Annotated in this window: 12 protein-coding genes and 2 pseudogenes; 7 read left to right on the forward strand and 7 right to left on the reverse strand. The window is 65.6% G+C overall.

Annotation, left to right across the window (positions count from 1 at the left end; translation table 11 throughout):
• The first annotated feature begins 406 nt into the window (after positions 1-406).
• The 5 genes and pseudogenes from ACVILL_RS30805 (at position 407) to ACVILL_RS30825 (ending at position 4079) form a co-directional block, all read left to right on the forward strand.
• Positions 407-1441 carry a glutamine synthetase beta-grasp domain-containing protein gene (locus tag ACVILL_RS30805; protein WP_456732495.1) on the forward strand — a complete coding sequence of 345 codons (1035 nt, stop codon included), beginning with the start codon at positions 407-409 and terminating at the stop codon, positions 1439-1441.
• Between the two features lie 182 nt (positions 1442-1623).
• A complete protein-coding gene (locus ACVILL_RS30810) occupies positions 1624-2328 on the forward strand; it encodes a GrlR family regulatory protein (protein WP_456732496.1) in 705 nt (234 codons plus the stop codon).
• A 5-nt stretch (positions 2329-2333) separates the two neighbouring features.
• Positions 2334-3021, forward strand: a pseudogene (locus ACVILL_RS30815) (substrate-binding domain-containing protein).
• A 113-nt stretch (positions 3022-3134) separates the two neighbouring features.
• Entirely contained in the window at positions 3135-3872 is a 738-nt protein-coding gene (locus tag ACVILL_RS30820; RefSeq protein ID WP_456732497.1) for a tetratricopeptide repeat protein, read from the forward strand.
• Between the two features lie 57 nt (positions 3873-3929).
• Complete coding sequence (locus tag ACVILL_RS30825) at positions 3930-4079, forward strand: hypothetical protein (protein ID WP_016843021.1); 150 nt, start codon at positions 3930-3932, stop codon at positions 4077-4079.
• Between the two features lie 84 nt (positions 4080-4163).
• On the opposite strand, the gene ACVILL_RS30830 is transcribed toward ACVILL_RS30825, so the two are convergent.
• The 4 genes and pseudogenes from ACVILL_RS30830 to ACVILL_RS30845 form a co-directional block, all read right to left on the reverse strand.
• Entirely contained in the window at positions 4164-4781 is a 618-nt protein-coding gene (locus ACVILL_RS30830) for an Isoquinoline 1-oxidoreductase subunit (RefSeq protein ID WP_456732498.1), read from the reverse strand.
• A gap of 11 nt (positions 4782-4792) precedes the next feature.
• On the reverse strand, positions 4793-5317 hold the full coding sequence (locus tag ACVILL_RS30835; protein WP_456732499.1) for a (2Fe-2S)-binding protein: 525 nt from the start codon (positions 5315-5317) through the stop codon (positions 4793-4795).
• Positions 5314-8089: pseudogene (locus tag ACVILL_RS30840) on the reverse strand (xanthine dehydrogenase family protein molybdopterin-binding subunit). Before ACVILL_RS30840 ends, ACVILL_RS30835 begins: the two are co-directional and overlap by 4 nt.
• A 142-nt stretch (positions 8090-8231) precedes the next feature.
• Positions 8232-9323 (reverse strand): hypothetical protein, encoded by a 1092-nt coding sequence (locus ACVILL_RS30845; RefSeq protein ID WP_456732500.1) that lies wholly within the window; start codon positions 9321-9323, stop codon positions 8232-8234.
• A 289-nt stretch (positions 9324-9612) separates the two neighbouring features.
• On the opposite strand from ACVILL_RS30845, the gene ACVILL_RS30850 reads away from it, so the two are divergent.
• Positions 9613-10317 carry a GrlR family regulatory protein gene (locus tag ACVILL_RS30850; protein ID WP_456732501.1) on the forward strand — a complete coding sequence of 235 codons (705 nt, stop codon included), beginning with the start codon at positions 9613-9615 and terminating at the stop codon, positions 10315-10317.
• Between the two features lie 67 nt (positions 10318-10384).
• Here the strand turns inward: ACVILL_RS30850 and ACVILL_RS30855 are convergent, their stop codons facing one another.
• Positions 10385-10828: a DMT family transporter gene (locus ACVILL_RS30855; protein ID WP_456732502.1), complete on the reverse strand. Its 444-nt coding sequence runs from the start codon at positions 10826-10828 to the stop codon at positions 10385-10387.
• A 159-nt stretch (positions 10829-10987) separates the two neighbouring features.
• Here ACVILL_RS30855 and ACVILL_RS30860 point away from each other — a divergent pair, with 159 nt between their 5' ends.
• Positions 10988-12610, forward strand: coding sequence for an ABC-F family ATP-binding cassette domain-containing protein (locus tag ACVILL_RS30860; RefSeq protein ID WP_456732503.1), 1623 nt, complete (start codon positions 10988-10990; stop codon positions 12608-12610).
• A gap of 1 nt (position 12611) precedes the next feature.
• On the opposite strand, the gene ACVILL_RS30865 is transcribed toward ACVILL_RS30860, so the two are convergent.
• Both ACVILL_RS30865 and ACVILL_RS30870 read right to left on the reverse strand, forming a co-directional pair.
• A complete protein-coding gene (locus tag ACVILL_RS30865; RefSeq protein WP_456732504.1) occupies positions 12612-13244 on the reverse strand; it encodes a DapH/DapD/GlmU-related protein in 633 nt (210 codons plus the stop codon).
• A gap of 76 nt (positions 13245-13320) precedes the next feature.
• Positions 13321-14295 (reverse strand): glycerophosphodiester phosphodiesterase family protein, encoded by a 975-nt coding sequence (locus ACVILL_RS30870; RefSeq protein ID WP_456732505.1) that lies wholly within the window; start codon positions 14293-14295, stop codon positions 13321-13323.
• Positions 14296-14319: the final 24 nt, after the last annotated feature.

The following is a 14319-nucleotide window of genomic DNA, read 5'->3' on the forward strand; positions in this document are numbered from 1 at the left end:
CGTGTGCAAATCCCGGTTTGCTTCCTGCGAGGCAGGATGGGCCTGACCAACGCTTGAGCGGAGGCATTGGTTGCTGGGGGCCCGGCGATCGGACGCGGACTGTCACATGGCGCTGCCACCGCATTAATCGGAGTGCGATGCGGTAGCTGAATTTGCTGCAGAAACGGGCGACGGAGGGGACGCAGAGAAGATTTTGCCTGAGTGCGGCGCATGCCAGCCGCGCTGCTTTGTCGCAGCTAGAAATGCGAGGTCCGCTGTGGACATCCGCGGCCCGAGCGGGTCCCGCAGTGCAGCGACTGGCATTTTAATTGCTTAGTAAGAGCCGGCCGATGGTGGCCGGGTACGCGTGGGGCGACCGACTGGCTTTCGGTTCCTCACGGTTTTGCATCATCAACAGAGAGGTTCAATGACCAAGTACAAGCTCGAGTATATCTGGCTCGACGGATATACGCCGACGCCGAGCCTGCGCGGTAAGACGCAGATCAAGGAATTCGCGTCGTTTCCGACCCTCGAACAGCTTCCGCTGTGGGGCTTTGACGGTTCGTCCACCCAGCAGGCTGAAGGCCACAGCTCTGACTGCGTGCTGAAGCCGGTCGCCTGCTATCCCGACGCCGCGCGCGAGAACGGCGTGCTGGTGATGTGCGAAGTCATGATGCCCGACGGCAAGACCCCGCATCCGTCCAACAAGCGCGCCACCATCCTGGATGACGACGGCGCCTGGTTCGGTTTCGAGCAGGAGTATTTCTTCTACAAGGACGGCCGTCCGCTCGGCTTCCCGGGCGAGGGTTATCCGGCGCCGCAAGGCCCGTACTACACCGGCGTCGGCTACAAGAACGTCGGCAGCGTCGCCCGCAAGATCGTCGAAGAGCATCTCAATCTCTGCCTCGCCGCCGGCATCAACCACGAAGGCATCAACGCCGAGGTGGCGAAGGGCCAGTGGGAATTCCAGATCTTCGGCAAGGGCTCCAAGACCGCCGCCGACCAGATGTGGATGGCCCGCTACCTGATGCTGCGCCTCACCGAGAGCTACGGCATCGACATCGAATTCCACTGCAAGCCGCTCGGCGACACCGACTGGAACGGCTCGGGCATGCACGCCAACTTCTCGACCAAGTACATGCGCGAAGTCGGCGGCAAGGAATACTTCGAGAAGCTGATGGAAGCCTTCGAGAAGAACCTGATGGACCACATCGCCGTCTACGGCCCGGACAACGACAAGCGTCTGACCGGCAAGCACGAGACCGCGCCGTGGAACAAGTTCAGCTACGGTGTGGCTGACCGTGGTGCGTCGATCCGCGTGCCGCACTCCTTCGTCAACAATGGCTACAAGGGCTATCTGGAAGACCGCCGCCCGAATTCCCAGGGCGACCCCTACCAGATCGCTTCGCAGATCCTGAAGACGATCTCCGAGGTTCCGACCGGAGCGAAGGCCGCGGCCTAGCAGCGATCGGACCCGGATGGAGCCATCCGGTACCGCAATCGGGTCCGCCAGGGCGACTGCCTTGGCGGACCCTTGCATTTTAACGGCAGCGTTTGCCTGCGGCCCCCGGTCCGAAAGCGGTTTCGCGGCGTTATGAACCGCGCTAGATAACGGGTACATCTTGGCTGCCGGGGACACGGCGCTTGTTTGAGGGGTTTTACAAGGTCCGGTTCGAACTGGGCGGCGCAGTTGGCCGCAGCGTGATGTATGTCGGCGACGGCAAGATGCTCGGCGGCAACTCGGCGTTCGCCCATATCGGCACCTATGAGAAAGCCGGCGACGACGTCACGGTCGAGATCCAGACCGTCCGCCACAACCCCGATCCGAACTACCGCGCGATGGCCGGCACCGATGATGCGACGCTGATCGCCAAAGGCTGGCCCGACGGCGGTCTCTACCGCTTCAAGGGCGAGTTGAAGGAATTGCCGGGCGTTCCGTTCCAGTCGGTGATGACACCGATCACCGGGGAGGACATCCCGATCGCCGGCGGGGTCGGCGAGGGCGGCGTCATCAACGGGCTTTATTCGATCCACATCCGCATGCTCGACGGGGTCGATGGCGGCCTCACCGGGGTGATGCTGCTGAACAACGGCCGCATCCTTGGCGGCGACGCACATTTCTACTATCTCGGCACCTACACCTCGGAGAAAGGCCGCTGGAAGGGCCAGATCCTCAATCAGGAGCACACTTCGGCGATGGGCGAGAACCCGATCTTCGGCGGCCACGAGGTCGGCATCGGCTTCGCCGGCACCTGTGACGCGGAAGGCGCCGTGCTCGACGCGACCGCGCTCGCCGGCAAGCGCAGCCTACGCCTCACGGCCGCGCTCAAGCTGATGCGGCGGGCGTGAGCGGAATGGGCAATTCGGTTCGCGTGCTCTCGACGCTGGCGCTGAAGGGCGCGGTCGCGCGGCTTGCCGCCGCCTATCAGGCGGCGAGCGGTGTTGCGATCGACGCCGATTTCGCGCCGACGCTGGCCTTGCTCGAGCGCCTGCGCGGCGGCGAGGGTGCCGATCTCGTCATCCTGACCCGCGAAGGCCTCGACGAGATGATCGGCGAGGGCCGCGTGGCGCGGGGAGAGCGCCGTTGATCTCGCGCGCTCCTATGTCGGCGTCGCGGTGAAGGCGGGCGCTGTTCATCCCGACATCGCGACCGAAGCCGCGCTGCGGACGGCGCTGCTCGGCGCGCGTGCGGTGGCCTATTCGCGGCTCGGTGCCAGCGGCATCCTGTTCGCGCAGCTGATCGCGCGTCTCGGCATTGCGGAGGCGATCAACGCGCGTGCGGTGATCATTCCCGTGGGCTTCACCGCGGAAAAGCTCGTCAGCGGTGAAGCCGATCTCGCAATCCAGCAGATCAGCGAGTTGAAGCAGATCGATGGCATCGAGGTCGTCGGGCCGATTCCCGTGAATTTGCAGACGCCGGCGGTGTTTTCCGCGGGGTGTATGGCGGTGTCGCAGCGCGCAGAGGCCGCCGACCATCTGCTGCGTTATCTGTCGTCAACCGAGGTCGCGCCGGTGTTGCGCGAGACCGGGCTCGAGCCTTGAATTTGCCCGCACAGCGACGCAACCTGCCGGCCATGTTCAAACCACTCCAGGCCATTGTCGTTGTCGGAGCGCTGGCCGCTCCGGCGCTTGTCCATGCGCAATAGGCCGATCTCGTGCTGTGCGACCGGCTCGCTGCCGATCCCACCGATCCCGACAAGCCGGCCGACGTGAAGGGCGTGCCCGAGATCGCATCGGCAGATATCGCGACCGCGATCAAATATTGCGCGGTGGCGGCAAGATCGTCGCGCCGCGCGATGTACGAGCTCGGCCGCGCCTATGCCGCCAACCGGCAGACCGGAGAAGCGGCAAGCGCCTGGCGCAAGGCGGCCGACAAGGGCTCGACATCGGCGATGGTCGAGCTCGGCGTGCTCTATGGCAACGGCACCGGCGTCGCCAAGGACGAGACTCAGGCGCGCAAATTGTTCGAGCGCGCGGCGCAGGCCGGCAATGCGCGCGGCGTCAGCAATCTCGCCGCACTCGGCGGCAGCGCGGCGGCTGATCCGGCACGCGCGCGCGAACTGCTCGCCAAGTCGGCCGAGACCAATGCGGAGGCGCAGTATCAGCTCGGCATGATGCTGGCCGAGGGCAAGGGCGGCGCGCAGGACGATGCCGGCGCGCGGGCGTTGTTCGAGAAGGCGGCGGCCCAGAACCATCCCGGCGCGCTGGAGCGGATGGGTGCGTTCGCGCAGGCCGGCCGCGGCGGGCCGAAGGATAGCGATGCGGCCAAGGCCTATTACGAGCGGGCGGCCGCGCTCGGCGATGAGGACGCCAAGAAGGCGCTGGAGCGGGCTCGCTGTCCCTATGTCATCAAGGACAAGCGCGGCAATCCGGTGACTAATCTCTGCTTCTAGTCAGACTGGAACGCTCGCCGCAGCATCTCGTTGAGATGTGAAAGGCGAGGCGATGTCATGATCCGCAAACTGCGTTCCGGCGAGTACCGGCTGTACTCCCGCAAGGTCAATCCGAAGACCGGCAAGCGCCGCAACCTCGGCACCTTCAAGTCGCGCGCGGCGGCGGAGAAGCACGAGCGCGACGTGCAGTATTTCAAGCGGCACTAGGGCATGATCCGGAAAGTGTGCAGCGGTTTTCCGAAAGGATCATGCTCAAACAGAAAGCTATAGAGCGATAGCGTTCCCGGAAGCTCACGGCGCGGGGCAGGCCGCGCCGGTCTTGACCCAGGCCTCGACCAGCGCGCCGGCCTGCTGCTGCGTGCCCGGTGCCGGCGTACGGCCGAAGCCGGGATGCCAGGCCCAGCCCACCAGCGTGTCCTTGCCGATATGCTCGATCAGCTCCTCGACCTTGCGGCCGCCATTGCGCGCGGGGTCCCGGATTTGTGCGCAGATCTCGCCGATGGATTTGCCGGCCCACGCCATCTCGCGCGGCGCGAGGTGCCATTCCGGATGGCCCGGAACCCGGCCGGGATCGAAATTGGCGTGCTGGTGGCAGATCGAGCAGCGCATCGCGCTGGTGCCGTGGCCGTCGGCGCCGCGTGTGACCGGCGGCTGGTGCATGCGGCTGATGTCGCCCTGGCGCGGGCTGTCGTCGGCGGGATGGCAATTGGTGCAGCGCGGATGGGTCAGGACCTTGCCGAGCTCGGTGAAGATCGCCGCGGAGCGCTGCTCGACATTCTCTATCCCTGCAAAGCTCTCCGGCGAGGCGAGGGCATGGCTTGCGCTCTCCGATGCCGCGTAGCCGGCGCACAGGCTGGTCGCGAGCGCCGTCAGCACTGCGATGATCCGAAACCGGGTTTCCGATGGCATCGCGCGCAGTCTCATTTGTTGGCGGTCAGATAGCGTTTGGAATCGGCGAGGATTACGTCGCGCACCGCCTGGTGATATTTGATGTAGCCGGTGCAGCGGCACAGATGACCGTCGAGCGCGTCCGCGATGACGCTCTCGAGCTGGTCCCGCGCCACCGGCGTCTTCGCCAGCCGTTCAAGCAGCACCTGGCCCTCGTTGAGGAAGCCGGCCGTGCAATAGCCGCACTGGAACGCGAAGTGGTCGATGAAGGCGCGCTGCAAGGCCGAGAGCTCGCCGTCCCTGGCGTGCCCCTCGACGGTGCGGATCGCCATGCCGTCGAAATTCGCCGCCGGCACGATGCAGGTCGGCGTGGTGTAGCTGGTGCCGTCGGGATTATCGACGATGATGGCGCAGCTCAGGCATTGCGCGGCGCCGCAGCCGAACTTGGTGCCGGTCATGCCGAGCATTTCCCGCAGGAAATCGTTCATCGAGAGGTCGTCGCGGACCTCGACCGGGCCGCGCTTCCTGCCGTTGATGGTGAGGTTGAGCGTCGTCACGCAAGCGCTCCCTTGAGCAAGGCCGATGTCACCGGCAACGAGCGGAAGCGGTGGCCGGTGGCGTCGTTGATGGCGTTGAGCAGCGCCGGCACGATCGGGATCATCACCACCTCGGCCATGCCCTTCGGCGGTTCGTCCGGCGTCAGCGGCGCCAGCATCTCGATCTCGAGATCGTGCAGCGGCAGGTCGGAGCCGCGCGCGATCAGGTACTGGCCGAGATTCCACTGCCCGTTGCCGGGCCCGCCTTCGAACGGCGGCAGGGTTTCGAGCAGCGCGTAGCCGACGCCCATCGCGAAGCCGCCTTGGGATTGGCCGAGCACGACCTCAGGCACCAGCGCCTGGCCGCACTCGAGCACGCTGTAGGCCTTGGCGATCCGCAAGATGCCGGTTGAACGCTCGATCTCGACGCGGACCAGCGTTCCGCACATCGAGGTGTAGGACGTACCGATCCGGTTGTTGTCGGTCGGCGGGAATTTCACGCTTGTTCGGTCGATCCGCTCGAACTGGCTCCGGCCGCGACGAATGGCGAGCGCGTCGATCTCGGCGCGGTATTGCTCGCCGAACAGCGGGAAGCGCGCGCGCGACCAGGCCCAACGCGAGAAGCTGTGCGCCACCGCGCCGGTGACGAAGCCGCGCGCATGCGCGGTTGCCGCAAGCTGCGGCAACGGCAGCGGCGGAAGATCGTCAAGCACGAGCTGCCCGTTCCGCCAGCGCGCTTTGTCCCATTGCCGGGCGGCGGGGATCGGCCTTGCCGATGCGCCAGAGCTCGAGCGCCGCCGGCCACAGGCCGAAGCGGAAGATGATGCGAGCCGCCTCGGCCGCGGAATGCGTGCCGACATGGGCGCCGATCGAGGCGCTGGTCGCCGAGCTGATCGCGGGCACCCAGCGCGGGTTCTTCCCGGCGAGATCCTGGGTCTTCTGATCCATCGTGTAGGGATCGCCGGAGGTGACGACGCCGAGCGCGTCGTAGCTGTCGACGCGGGAGACCGCGACCTCATCGGCGATGGCGCCGAGATGGCCTGCGACCCGGTTGGCGAGCGCGGTGCCGATGCCGTTGCCCATCTCGACGTGATCGCAGTGGATTGCGATCCGTCCCTCGGGATCGATCTCGACCCGGCCGAGCGAGCAATCCGCGCCGGCGCCGTAATCCTTGGTGACGCAGGCGAGACCGGTGCCGACCAGCCGTCCCTCCGGCGCCTTCTGCTTGAACTCGGCGCGCTGTTGCCAGATCGCATGCTTCTCGAGCTTGTCGAGGATCTCGGGTGTCCGTACCGACACGATGTAGGGATTGCCGGTCATGGTCCGGCCGTTCTGCTTCAGCGCGTTGTTGCGGCGGAACGCGATCGGATCGACCTTGAGCTCGCCGGCCGCTTCGTCGATCAAGACTTCGAGCGCGGTCATGGTCTGCAGCGTGCCGTAACCGCGCATCGAGCCCGCGGTCACGCCGCGCGAATGCAGCGCCACGGTGGTGACGTCGACCTTCGGGACGTCGTAGATCCCGATCGCCGCGGTCGCGGCGACGGTAGCGACATTGGCGGAGAAGTTGGCGAGCCCGCCGCCGTCGAGCACGTGATCGGCGGCGAACGCCGTGATCTTGCCGCTCCTGCGATCGATGCCGATCCGCGAGCGCATCTTGATCGGGTGGCGTTTGATGCCGCCCTGGAATTGCTGGTAGCGGTCCTGCGCCAGCCGCACCGGCCGGCCCGGGAAGAACATCGCCGCCAGCGCAACGTAGAGCACGAACGGGGTGTGGTCGCGGCCGCCGAAGCCGCCGCCGACATGGGCGAACTGCGCGTTGATGTGGGAGGGGCGGAACGGGGGCCGTGCCTTGCCGAGCATGAAGGCGATCGACTCGGTCGCCTCATAGGGCGACTGCACGCCGAGCACCAGTTCGAGATTGCCGCTGCTGCCGCTGTACCAGGCAAGCCCGCTCTCGGGCTCGAGGAACATCGGATCGACCGACTGGGTCTCGAACTCGCGGTCGAGCACGAGCTGCGACGGATCGTCCTTGGCAAGCTGGGCGCGGATCGCTTCGCCATGGGTCGCGGCCCTGGCGTAGTCGGCCTTGGTCTCCTTGGCGAGCGGCAGCCAGACCGGCAGCGCCGCGTTCTGGACACGGCCCGGCGAAACCCAGCCCGCCTGGATCGGCGAATAGACGTCGGGCGCGTCAGGCGTGGCGCCGGCCACGCGGGTGAAGCGATACGCGCCATAGTTCGGCAGGATCACCGGACCGGTCTCGTCGCCGAACTTGACGAAGCCGCCGTCGCGCAGCGCGAGGCGTGCGCGATCGAAGGCGTCGAACTGCTCGAAGATCAAGAGCGCGACCGGCTGTCCGAGATAGATCGGTGTCGTGCCGACGGGGCAGAACAGGTCGCCGGTGTAGAACTCCGGCACCCGCGTGCCGATGCGGTCGAGATCGGCCGCGGTCACGACGACCGCGGGTTTCGCCGGACCATCGAGGCGCGCGAGGTCCAGGCCGGCATAGACATGCGTGGCGTCATCGGCGCGGACCAGGATGGCGTGCGAGGTCGTCGCTGGCCAGCCCGGCATGTCGGCGGCCCGAAAGTCGGAGGCGTAGAGCTTTGCGCCGGTAACCTTGGCCACGCCGTCGACGCGGCCGGCGCCCGCGACCGCCGGATTGAAATGGCCGCGCCCGGGAAGCATCTCGCGGGCCGCGAAGGCCGGTTCCTTGGCAAGCGCCAGATGCGACAGGCTGACCGAGATGCCGCCCGCCGACAACCACTTCACGAATTCGCGTCGCGAAGGCCGCATGGTGTGATCTCTCATCAACGCTTCGACGGCATATCGCGCCGAGGTTTATAAATTGAAGCAATGCACGTAGAAGAATTGCGGCAAAACGTGCGCAATCGCAACGCCGCAATAGGTCGTAGCCTGCTCGCTTGCAGCTTTGGCCTCACTTGAGGTCGGCGATGGTGGCCGGTCCCGGACCCGGCGTGATCAGCGTCGGCCATTGCTTGGAACCGAACGGCACCAGCGGCGGCAGGAAGGCCGTCATGCCGCGCTTCTTGGTCTCGGCGATGATCGCCTCGCGCGCATCACCCCCCATCAATTCGTAATCCATCAAATGATAGCTGCCGAAGAACAGCGCGCCGACCGAGCGGTCGGCGATGATCCGGGTCAGCGACTCCAGCATGTCCGACGGCGTCGTGGTGAAGGAGATCGTCTCGATCAGCATCAGGCGGCTGTTGATGGCATCAGGCCCAAAGAACTGCGCCAGCACGCTGAAGATCACGTTGTTCTGCCGTGCGACATAGATCGTGTTGCTCGCAGCGTAGGTCTTGTCCCAGTCGGCGCCGAGCTGGGTCTTCCAGTCGGCCATGACCGTCATCCAGTGCGCGACCTGGGTCTGCGCCGCCCAGGCGACGTTCTTGGCGAGCAATGGCGCCTGCTTCTTGCCGAACGCCTCGAGCTTGGCGAAGGGGATGGCACCGGCGGTGAGGCAGTCGTCCATGAAGGCGATATTGTTCGAGAGGATGGCGCGGTTGTTGTCGCGCCAGTCCGCCTGCATCGGCGTGGCATCGAGCCCGTCGAGCGCCGACTGCATCCGGCTGCGATAGGCCTGCATCGACCCGCGCCACGACTTGTCGTCGGGATTGTTGACGTAGGGGCCGACCACCTCGGCCAGCGCCATCGTGCTGTGGCCGACCGACTTGAGCAGCTGATAGACGATCGGCACCTGCGGCGCGTCGGTCGGCGGCTTGCCCGGCCGGTACAGGATCAGGCGGCCGCCGGCGCCGGAGAACAGGCCGAGGATCACCGGGTGCTTGTCGAGGATGTTCTTCTGGAAGATCCGCGCCGCATCGCCATAGAGCTCGAACATGCCGGTGTTGAGCGCGAGCACGTCCTTGGTGGCGACATCAGCCGGCGTGGACGAGGTCCTGCCCGAAATCGGTGTCATGTAGTCGGGCAGCGACTGGGAGAGGGCGGCGCTGCTGCTGCCGAGCAGCAGCGCGAGAGCAGCGGCAAGGCCAATGCGATTGATCATGGGGTGCTCCTCGGAGCCTCTCGCCAGTGACGAGGGCCGGGTGCGGCCGCGCGACCATTGGCGGAAGGCGCAAATGCTTGGACACAATGAACTGGGAGAATAGAGAATCGGCAGTGCAGATCCCGCGCGACGCAGCACAACGCGGGCGGACGCCTACAGCTAAGCGACGAATCGGCCGCTGTCCACACCGGGACATTGCCGGCTTGCCTGCGCCAAAAGACGCAATGGTGCAGCCTTCCACCCGGTGCTATGTGGCGAACAGAATCAATTTTATTTATTGGATTTTTGCGTGCTCAACGGGCTCTACAAGGTCGAGTACGGCATCAGCGGCGCATTCGGCCGCAGCATCATGTGCCTGCACGACGGCAAGATGATGGGGGGCAATTCGGCCTTCGCCCATCTCGGCACCTATCAGGTAACGAAGGGCGAAATTGCCGCCGAGGTGATTACCGAGCGTCACAACGACGATCCCAACTTCAAGCCGCTGATGGGCGCCGACGTCGCGGTCATCAAGGTGCGGGGCCGGACGGAGGGCTCGACCATCCTGCTCGAGGGCAGGGCGGACGCCATGCCGGACGGCGTGTTCTGGGCGAATCTGGCGCCGCTCGATGATGAGGCCTTGCCGCCGCGCGGGGCAGTCGGGCCAGGTGGCATCGTCAACGGGCTCTATTCCATCCAGCTCCGCGCGCTTGACGGCGTTGACGCCGGCTTGACCGGCGTGATGCTGCTGATGGATGGCCGCATCCTCGGCGGCGATGCGTTCTTCTACTACCTCGGCTCGTATTCGTCGGCGGATGGCCGCTGGCGAGGCGAGATCGTCAACCAGGAGCACACGCCGGCGAAGGGCGAGTATCCGGTGTTCGGCGGTTATGAGGTGGGGATCGGCTTCGCCGGCTCGTGCCGTGAGGACGGCGCCGAGCTCGAAGGGATTGCGCTGGCCGGCAAGCGCAGCCTTCGCCTGTCGGCCGAGTTGCAGCTGATGCGCCGCGCGTAGAGCATGATCCGGAAAAGAAGCGGTTTTCCGAATAGATCATGCTCAAGGAAAGGGCCGTGCGGTGTCTTCAGTCTTTGATCAGAAGCACGCCGCCGATGATCAGCGCGATACCGGCCAGTCGTGAAACCGACACGGGATGCTGCGCCAGCCCGAACGCGCCGAAATGGTCCATCGCGATACCCGCGATCATCTGACCCGCCACCACCAGCGCCAGCAGGGTTGCGGCGCCGAGCGACGGCAGCAGCAGGATCATCAACAGGATGAAGACGCCGCCGAGGATGCCGCCGCTCCAGGCCCACCAGGGCACAGCCGTCACCAGTTTCCACGACGGCACCGGCTCCCGTGTCGCGACCAGCACGACCGCCATCGTTATGAGCCCGCCGAGATAGCTGACGAGACCGGCCCAGGCCGGTGAGTTGAGGGCGGAGCGCAGATTGCCGTTCAGGACCTGCTGCGTGGCAACGCTGATGCCGGCGCCGAGCGCGAGGAGATAGAGAAACCAGACTTGCATATGATGCCCCAAAACGGATCGCCGGAGGATTTCATGTCATATTCGATCGGCAACGATCGTGGCATGCATAGCGCACGGCGCGAAACCCACGGGAATGGGCTTCCACCCAGGTCCCAGATCGAATAAGAGGCCGCAAGCCCTCAGTTCCCCAGTATTCGAATGATCCGCCTCGATAACGTCTCCAAGCAAGTCGGCCACCAGATCCTCTTCATCGAAGCCTCCGCGGCGCTCCAGAAGGGCGAGAAGATCGGCCTCGTCGGGCCGAACGGCGCCGGCAAGACCACGCTGTTCCGGATGATCTCGGGCCGCGAAATCCCGGACGAGGGCCAGGTCTCGCTCGATCGCGGCATCTCGATCGGCTATTTCAGCCAGGATGTCGGCGAGATGTCCGGCCGCAGCGCGGTCGCCGAGGTGATGGATGGGGCGGGGCCGGTCAGCGTGGTCGCGGCCGAGCTCAGGGAACTCGAGGCCGCGATGGCCGACCCCGACAAGGCCGACGAGATGGATGACATCATCGCGCGCTATGGCGAGGTGCAGCATCAATTCGAGGAGCTCGACGGCTACGCGCTCGACGGCCGCGCGCGCGAGGCGCTGGCCGGTCTCGGCTTCAGCCAGGAGATGATGGACGGCGACGTCGGAAAACTCTCCGGCGGCTGGAAGATGCGGGTGGCGCTGGCGCGCATCCTCCTGATGCGGCCCGACGTCATGCTGCTCGACGAGCCGAGCAACCATCTCGATCTCGAAAGCCTGATCTGGCTCGAGCAGTTCCTCAAGGGCTATGAGGGCGCGCTGCTGATGACCTCGCACGATCGCGAGTTCATCAACCGCATCATCAACAAGGTGGTCGAGATCGACGGCGGCCAGCTCACCACCTATTCCGGCAATTACGAATTCTACGAACAGCAGCGCGCGCTCTCCGACAAGCAGCAGCAGGCGCAGTTCGAGCGGCAGCAGGCGATGCTCGCCAAGGAGATCAAGTTCATCGAGCGCTTCAAGGCACGCGCCTCGCACGCCGCCCAGGTGCAGAGCCGGGTCAAGAAGCTCGACAAGATCGAGCGGGTCGAACCGCCGCGGCGGCGCCAGACCGTGGCGTTCGAATTCCAGCCGGCGCCGCGCTCGGGCGAGGACGTCGTCAGCCTGAGGAATGTCCACAAGGCCTATGGCAGCAAGCGCATCTATGACGGGCTCGATTTCATGATCCGCCGCAAGGAACGCTGGTGCGTGATGGGCATCAACGGCGCCGGCAAGTCGACGCTGCTCAAGCTGGTCGCCGGCTCAACCGAGCCCGACGACGGCGCGGTCGCGATCGGCGGTAGCGTCAAGATGGGCTATTTCGCCCAGCACGCGATGGACCTGCTGGACGGCGAGCGCACCGTGTTCCAGTCGTTGGAAGATGCGTTTCCGCAGGCCGGGCAGGGCTCCCTGCGCGCGCTCGCCGGCTGCTTCGGCTTCTCCGGCGACGATGTCGAGAAGAAGTGCCGGGTGTTGTCGGGCGGCGAGAAGGCGCGCCTGGTGATGGCCAAGATGCTGTTCGATCCGCCGAACTTCCTGGTGCTGGACGAGCCGACCAACCATCTCGACCTCGCCACCAAGGAGATGCTGATCAATGCGCTCTCCGAGTTCGAGGGAACCATGCTGTTCGTCTCGCACGACCGGCACTTCCTCGCCGCGCTCTCCAACCGCGTGCTGGAACTGACCCCGGACGGCATCCATCAGTATGGCGGCGGCTATACCGAATATGTCGCACGTACCGGCCAGGAAGCACCGGGGCTGCGGAGCTAGCTCAAGCTTTCCACCGCGCGCAGAACGCTTCGACGTCGCCGGACTGAAACTCCGGCAGCCGCTCCCAGATGGTCTCGGCCGGCCAGTTCCACCAGGCGATCTGCGACAGCTCGGCCGCGATCTTGCGGCTGAACCGTTCCTTGATCGGTCGGGCCGGCACGCCGCCAACGATGGTGTAGGGCGCGACATCGCGCGACACCACTGCGCCCGCGGCCAGCACCGCGCCGTCGCCGACGGTGACGCCGGGCAATACGATCACGCCATGGCCGATCCAGACGTCGTTTCCGATCACGACGCGATCCGCGCGCCGGTTCCTGAAGAAGTCATGATCCCGCTCGGCGGAGGCCGAGTAGTATTCCGGGCAGTAGGTGAAGCGATGTTGCGAGGGACGTTCGAGCGGGTGATTGGGCGCGCCGATCCGCACCTGCGCCGCGATCGCGCAGAATTTGCCGATCACGGCGTCGGCGACGATGCAGCCGCTGCCGAGATAGGAGTAATCGCCGAGCTCGGTGTATTCAATCGCGGTGTCGCCGAGAACTTCGCAGCAACGCCCGACCTTGACCTCCCGCAGCTTGACCGTCGGCTCGATGACGGTTTCGGCGAGCTTGGGGTGGGAAGGCTTCGGTTCGGTCATCAGGTTTGTCCTCGGTACGGCGAGCCGTTTCAGTCGCACGATTTCTGTTACGGTGAGATGACAGAAGACGCCGGATTTACCGGCCGGTGAGGCGGGCGATGGTCTCGATCTCGTTGGTCCAGATACCGCCGGAATAGTTTTCGGGCAGCCGCTTGAACAGGTCGGCGTCGTCGACACCGGTCGAGAATTCGCCGCCCCGATAGGGTCCGAGGACGAAGACCCCGCTGTTCGCCGCCGCCATGCGGTTGAGGAAACGGTCTGGCCATCCCCATAGCCATGGCGCGACGTTGATCGGCACCAGCACGATGGCGTTGCGGCAGGCATCAGGTACGAGGCCGGTCCAGCCATAGGAGAGATAGCTGACGAGGCAGCTCTTGATCGCCGCGCGCGAAATCGTCCGCGTCTGCGGCGCAAGCCGCCGGATCGCCTCGACCGGCTCGTCGCCGCCATAGACCATGATCAGCCGGCGCCGTTCGGCAGGGAGCCGGTTCAGGACCGCTGCGAGTTTCTCGCCTTCGGCGGGATCGCGGCTCTTCACATTGATCAGGAACCGGCGATCCGGAAAGGTCTTGAGCACCTCATCCAGCGACGGCATCAGGCCGATGCCCTTGCCGCGGAACGGAAAGGTCTTGCCGCCATCGGCCGTGTAGCCATAGCCGATATCGAGCATCTTCAGCCGTACCATCGGCTGTTCGCGGGTGACGCCCTGGCCGTCGGTCCGGCAATCGACCGTCCAGTCGTGAAACACCGCGAATTCACCATCGGTCGTCGGATGGACGTCGAACTCGACGATATCGGCGCCGCGATCGAAGCTGGCCCGCATCGAACGGATCGTGTTCTCGAGATAGTCATGGGTGGGCGGCAGCATGCGCGCCGCGGTGCAGGTGTCGTTCTTGAGATCACGTTCGTCGAAACGCTGCGCCATGCCGCGATGGGCGAGCAGCACGGGCTTGCCGCCGGCGCGGGTTGCGAGAAGGCTCGTGTTGTTGAAGTAGATTCCGGCCGCGACGGCAACGATCGTCGCTGCCGCGTATTTCAATTTCCTGCCCAAGCTCGTCGATTCCCTGCTGGATCG

The sequence above is a fragment of the Bradyrhizobium sp. USDA 3364 genome (genome assembly GCF_054056355.1).

Coding starts and splice junctions, on each gene's coding strand:
- ACVILL_RS30825 (WP_016843021.1), top strand. CDS start 3,930: ATGATCCGCAAACTGCGTTCCGGCGAGTACCGGCTGTACTCCCGCAAG.
- ACVILL_RS30860 (WP_456732503.1), top strand. CDS start 10,988: ATGATCCGCCTCGATAACGTCTCCAAGCAAGTCGGCCACCAGATCCTC.
- ACVILL_RS30855 (WP_456732502.1), bottom strand. CDS start 10,828: ATGCAAGTCTGGTTTCTCTATCTCCTCGCGCTCGGCGCCGGCATCAGC.
- ACVILL_RS30805 (WP_456732495.1), top strand. CDS start 407: ATGACCAAGTACAAGCTCGAGTATATCTGGCTCGACGGATATACGCCG.
- ACVILL_RS30830 (WP_456732498.1), bottom strand. CDS start 4,781: ATGCCATCGGAAACCCGGTTTCGGATCATCGCAGTGCTGACGGCGCTC.
- ACVILL_RS30865 (WP_456732504.1), bottom strand. CDS start 13,244: ATGACCGAACCGAAGCCTTCCCACCCCAAGCTCGCCGAAACCGTCATC.
- ACVILL_RS30845 (WP_456732500.1), bottom strand. CDS start 9,323: ATGATCAATCGCATTGGCCTTGCCGCTGCTCTCGCGCTGCTGCTCGGC.